Origin of the sequence: Novipirellula herctigrandis, from assembly GCA_007859835.1 — a bacterium.
GTDB lineage: Bacteria > Planctomycetota > Planctomycetia > Pirellulales > Pirellulaceae > Novipirellula_A > Novipirellula_A herctigrandis.
Genome location: SJPJ01000001.1, coordinates 168 through 4,623, shown reverse-complemented (window position 1 = coordinate 4,623; position 4,456 = coordinate 168). Strand labels below are relative to the sequence as shown.

Sequence of the window (4,456 nt, the reverse complement as noted above, 5' to 3'; positions counted from 1 at the left end):
ACAACGCGAATGTAGATTTGACAAGCGTGGCGAGTTCGTCTGCGGTCATTGTTGTCGAGCATCTTCAGTCGGATAACGGCCCGCGTCACCGGGGCCCGTGAGTTGAGTATCCATTTGCATAACCGAACCAACGGGCCTCCGCGTGCACGCGTTGGTTATCCGCAGCCTGGGATACGGTTGTTGAGCTGCACGAGGATCGATTCGTCGTAGTCAGCGATTCGGAACCCGCCTGTCCCGTTGTCATACACCTCGCTCGCAGCGAGCGAAACACAATCGTTGCCAATTTGCAATTCAATGCGGCCAACCATTCCGCACGAGTCAGTGTCTAAATATATCGATGAAATTGCGCCGCAGGGCAGCGAGGAAAGTAGGAAGTTGCGATAAATTGTAGAGTCGGCAGCGACGGGCTCGAGTTCAGCCGGAGCATGGCCAACGACAACACCCCAATCAGCGGCAGGGGCATCGCCCGCCAATGTGTAAAAACGACGCCAACGTCCGTCGATAAGCGCATCGACAATTGCACATTGAATCGCGTTGACCGATGGGTGCCGCCAAACCGGATTGGTTTCGTCTGCCGACTCGAACGCCATTTCGGTGCAACGCCAGCATTCAATGTTAGATCCGGAGAGATCGTTGAGTTGCGTTTGCTGCAGCATCGCCCAATCAGTAAGCATTGGCGGTCTTCATTCGGATAACGGTGGTCATCACCGAGGTACGGGCGATAGACGTGCAAGCAAAGGGAGAAGTGGGCCACCCGTACTCCGGTGCATGACTTGGTTATCCGCGAACAATGTGAGCAAAGCTGGTTTTCGTCAATTCAGAGGTTCGACGTCACGCCCGATCTCTACCTGCAGCACGACGAATGGAAAGGAGGCACTGACGAATTAGTCTAGCGGACTTTGGAGGCACAAGCGAGACGATACTTGCGAGAGACCAGAACCGCATCTTGGAATCGTGGCCTACGCTGTCGTCCATGACCTCGGATTCGTTTTGGTGCGTAAATTTTGCGAGACGCTTACGAAACGGGGTCAGTTTCTGTAGTTCTGGCTCCGTGCCCGGTTTTCTAACCGGGATGATCTTCGGTGATTGACGATGCCTTAGCGTCGCGACGTCATTCTTGGGGCGTTCGCGCGAACGGGAGGGACACCGGGAGGCTGTTCGGATCATTGACGTGACGGAACCCGCAATAGCACCCGCTGCGCTTCCTGCGGCGGCAAAGAAAACGATCGTTTCTGGCCTCGCGCCGGGCAAGGCGGACCCGACCATCGCGCCGAGGCCTGTCCCGGCAGTTACGCAAACGAAGACAAGTGCGTCGTCACTCATGGGATCCTAGGAATTACAGAAGTGCCCAGTCGGACAACGGCAGGGTTTTGCGGGCGACGGAGATTGACGTGCAAGCAGACGGAAAAGCGTTCCACCACCGCTCCGTAACAACCCATGGAGATCCGCCGGTATGAATTAATCATGGAATCGAAACTCTCTGATGACGTGCGAACGGCTTTAAGCTTGAGAATACCTCGGGCTGTGCAACTGAGCATCAATACACTTCTTCTTCGGTATCATCTTCACGATGGACCGGAAAGCTCAATGACTCAGCGGGCGGAAAACCGTCCTTCCCAGACTTTGCGTCACGTATTGCCTTCTCGTTTTCTAGAAGACGCAGAGCAAACGCAGCACGAGCTTTCTGCAGGCGCAGCGATGGAACTTTGACCTTCACAGTTTCGTCCGCATACAATTCGAGTAACTTGTCAACGACTGCTGGTCCGTACAAACCCAGAACAGGTCCGACGATCGTGGTCAAGATTAGAAGAGTGCGAATGCTAAACTGCAGACGACGCTTTCCGGTTCGTTCGCTGCTGCGGTTAAGATTCATTGAGCGGACTCCAAGCATGGATTGAGCTTCCAGTCGGATAACGGTAGGGTTCAGCGGGGCCGCGCGAACGACTCACCACTTCAATAACGTAAACTCGCGGCCTCCGTTGCAACCCATGGTTCGTCGCCGTTCTCTCCGCGTCTTGAATTACCAGAAGTCGTTAGAGTAGCGTATCCAGCTATCTATTTCCGGCTTCTTAGGACGTTGCGAAAAAACAAAATAGAATGGCTCAGGTCCGACTTGATCATCAATCCAAGAGATCGTCATGTCGGGGATTCGCCAGGGCATCGAATCATCGAGGGGTCGCACGGCCCCGATAAGTTCGTACTTGGCCTTAGTTTTGACGAGTACCCACGCATATCGTTCATCGCTCTGAAACGGTGATTTGCGAGTACCGTCTTTGACGATTTCGAGTTGTGCTGATTTGGCAATCTCCAGATCGCGTCGAAGTGAACGCTCAAGATCCTCGTTGGAGAAAATCCATGCAAACGTGATTGCCGACACTGCGAGGAGGAGTAGCAGTGATGCGAGTCGAAATTGGAAAGGTTTGCGCATAGAACGCACTCATGCAGCAATTGCCGACGAACGGCCGGGATCACCGGGGACGAGCGGAACGGCACCCACTTGCAAACGCGCTGCCGAGTCCTCCGCGTGCATCCCATGGTTCGTTGGTGTTTTTGCAGCGATTTTAGAGCGACCATCGCCCCAAGCCGATCAATAATTGTACCGTCCGTGTTGCCGAGTGCCAAATTCGCCACGATTCTGCGATGTGTTCTATTGTTCGTCGGGCATCGAAGTGTCGCTACTATCGTTGGCGTCGGAGTACGGCATCAATCGTCTCGGCGGCGATCCGTCACGTTCAGAGTCGAGAGGGCCGTCAATGCGAAACATCAGTTGGGTGAGCCAGCCGGACCGGCAGCAAAGGAATAGCCCAAATGCCAGTGCGACCGCGCCGGAAAACCATCCGAACGCTTCAGGCGGCTCTAGTAGAAATTGTTCGGAATATCGTCCAGCGAGAAAAGCCCAAACAAATGCGGACACTGCTCGAAACATCAGCCACAGGCCAAGAAGTTTACAGGCCACGTTAAAGAGCGAGCGTTCGGTCATCTAGCGTCAACGTGCGAATGAGATTTGTTACGATCCCATTCGGTGAGGGGTAACCGATATTGGCTTGCGTCGTGATGAAAAGGAAACGATGACGTTCACTTTATCCAACGAACGACCACCGTCACCGGGCACGGCGATTTGATTCTCAATTTGTAAAGGTCCTATGCCGTGCTCCGGTGCACGGAATGGTTACCCGCATCTTACTACGATGCGTCAAAATGCGATGCGATCTCAAGTTTCTTTTCTGCGGAATTCGCAACTACACCGATAAACTCACGCGTTCCATAGAATCGCATGAGCCATCCCGAATCCGCGTCAATGCCAAGGTCCGTTTCAAACAACGCAATTCCGTATTGGAAGAATCCGGCGCCCAAATCGTACCGCATGAATTCGTCGGGGAAATTGGCCGGAGGTATGCCCACCCAAACATGATCGTCGGGAACACAATCACGAAGGTTGTGGTACGCACTCAGTCCACGAACGATCTTGCGCAGGACGAGATTCACGCGTGCATCTTTGTGCGGATGAACCATGTACCGAGCGCCGTCGTCAGCTGAGACTTCGGTCATCGATTCAAAGATGTCCTGCACCCAGCGTTTTCCGCTTGGTTTCGTGAAGCTCCGTTGCATGGTCTCCCAAGTTTCTTTCGTTGCGTGATTCTGCTCGCCGGCAAGAACGAGGATGTTGCGAAACTGCGTCTCCGCGTCTGTCCACAGCGTTTGGCAGTTTTCACACTCCGGGACGGTTGGTCGCTGAATGTCGCCGGGTGTCGTACTCGGGTAGAGACACTTCGACACAACGTGGCCCTTGTGTCGCGGCGTGTCAGTCATTCCGCAATAGGCGCAGGGTTTGTTCATCGGGTTAGCGAGTAGCGAGCACCTATGCGGGTAACGGCAGGGTTGACCGGGGCCGAGCGAAAGATCAACCATTTGCAAAGACGCTTTCGAGGCCTCCGCGTCCAACCCATGGTTACCCGCCCGCCCATGTGCAGAATCTTGATGTCTGCGTACCGTCGAGGCTATCGACTCCGCAAACCATTTGCAACGGCCAACAGCAAGCTCGTGATCGTGCGTCGCGCCAGAAACATCAGTCGGTCAGCTTGGCGAGAAGGCGCAAGCAGTCGGCATCGTCTGGCGAGTAAGTGATAGCGTTCTGTAGGTGCTGGATCGCGGTCGCATCGTCAGCCGCCTTGATCGCAACGCACGCGAGTTCGTAGTGGCAATCGGCGGATCGAAAGTCGCGTTCGAGGAGATTGCCGTATTCGCGTTTCGCAGATTCGGTTCGGCCAAGTGCCGCAAGGGAACGCGCGAAACGGTATCGGCGGACATCATCATCAGGATTGTCGCGAATGTAATCAGTGATGGACCAAACGTACAATCGAAGAATCCATTTCGGCGAACGTACTTTCGTCGTCAAAGCGTGGTCTCGGTAAGTTGACAGCAGACGCTTATTGAGCGAGGGATTTCAGTCGGGTAA

General features: G+C 54.4%; 6 protein-coding genes. All 6 read right to left on the bottom strand.

Translation table 11 applies throughout. The features are described from left to right. Window positions 1-155: 155 nt before the first annotated feature. Window positions 156-674 (bottom strand): hypothetical protein, encoded by a 519-nt coding sequence (locus CA13_RS00030; protein ID WP_419193730.1) that lies wholly within the window; start codon window positions 672-674, stop codon window positions 156-158. An 863-nt stretch (window positions 675-1,537) separates the two neighbouring features. Continuing rightward, entirely contained in the window at window positions 1,538-1,873 is a 336-nt protein-coding gene (locus CA13_RS00025) for a hypothetical protein (RefSeq protein ID WP_146393630.1), read from the bottom strand. Window positions 1,874-2,020: 147 nt separating this feature from the next. Continuing rightward, the gene (locus CA13_RS00020) at window positions 2,021-2,428 is read right to left on the bottom strand and encodes a hypothetical protein (RefSeq protein WP_146393628.1); all 408 of its coding nucleotides are present in this window, start codon (window positions 2,426-2,428) and stop codon (window positions 2,021-2,023) included. Window positions 2,429-2,647: 219 nt separating this feature from the next. Then, window positions 2,648-2,926, bottom strand: a complete 279-nt coding sequence (locus CA13_RS00015) for a hypothetical protein (protein WP_146393626.1) — start codon at window positions 2,924-2,926, stop codon at window positions 2,648-2,650. 257 nt (window positions 2,927-3,183) lie between these two features. Further along, window positions 3,184-3,837, bottom strand: coding sequence for a hypothetical protein (locus CA13_RS00010; RefSeq protein WP_146393624.1), 654 nt, complete (start codon window positions 3,835-3,837; stop codon window positions 3,184-3,186). Window positions 3,838-4,066: 229 nt separating this feature from the next. Further along, a complete protein-coding gene (locus CA13_RS00005) occupies window positions 4,067-4,396 on the bottom strand; it encodes a tetratricopeptide repeat protein (RefSeq protein WP_146393622.1) in 330 nt (109 codons plus the stop codon). Window positions 4,397-4,456: the final 60 nt, after the last annotated feature.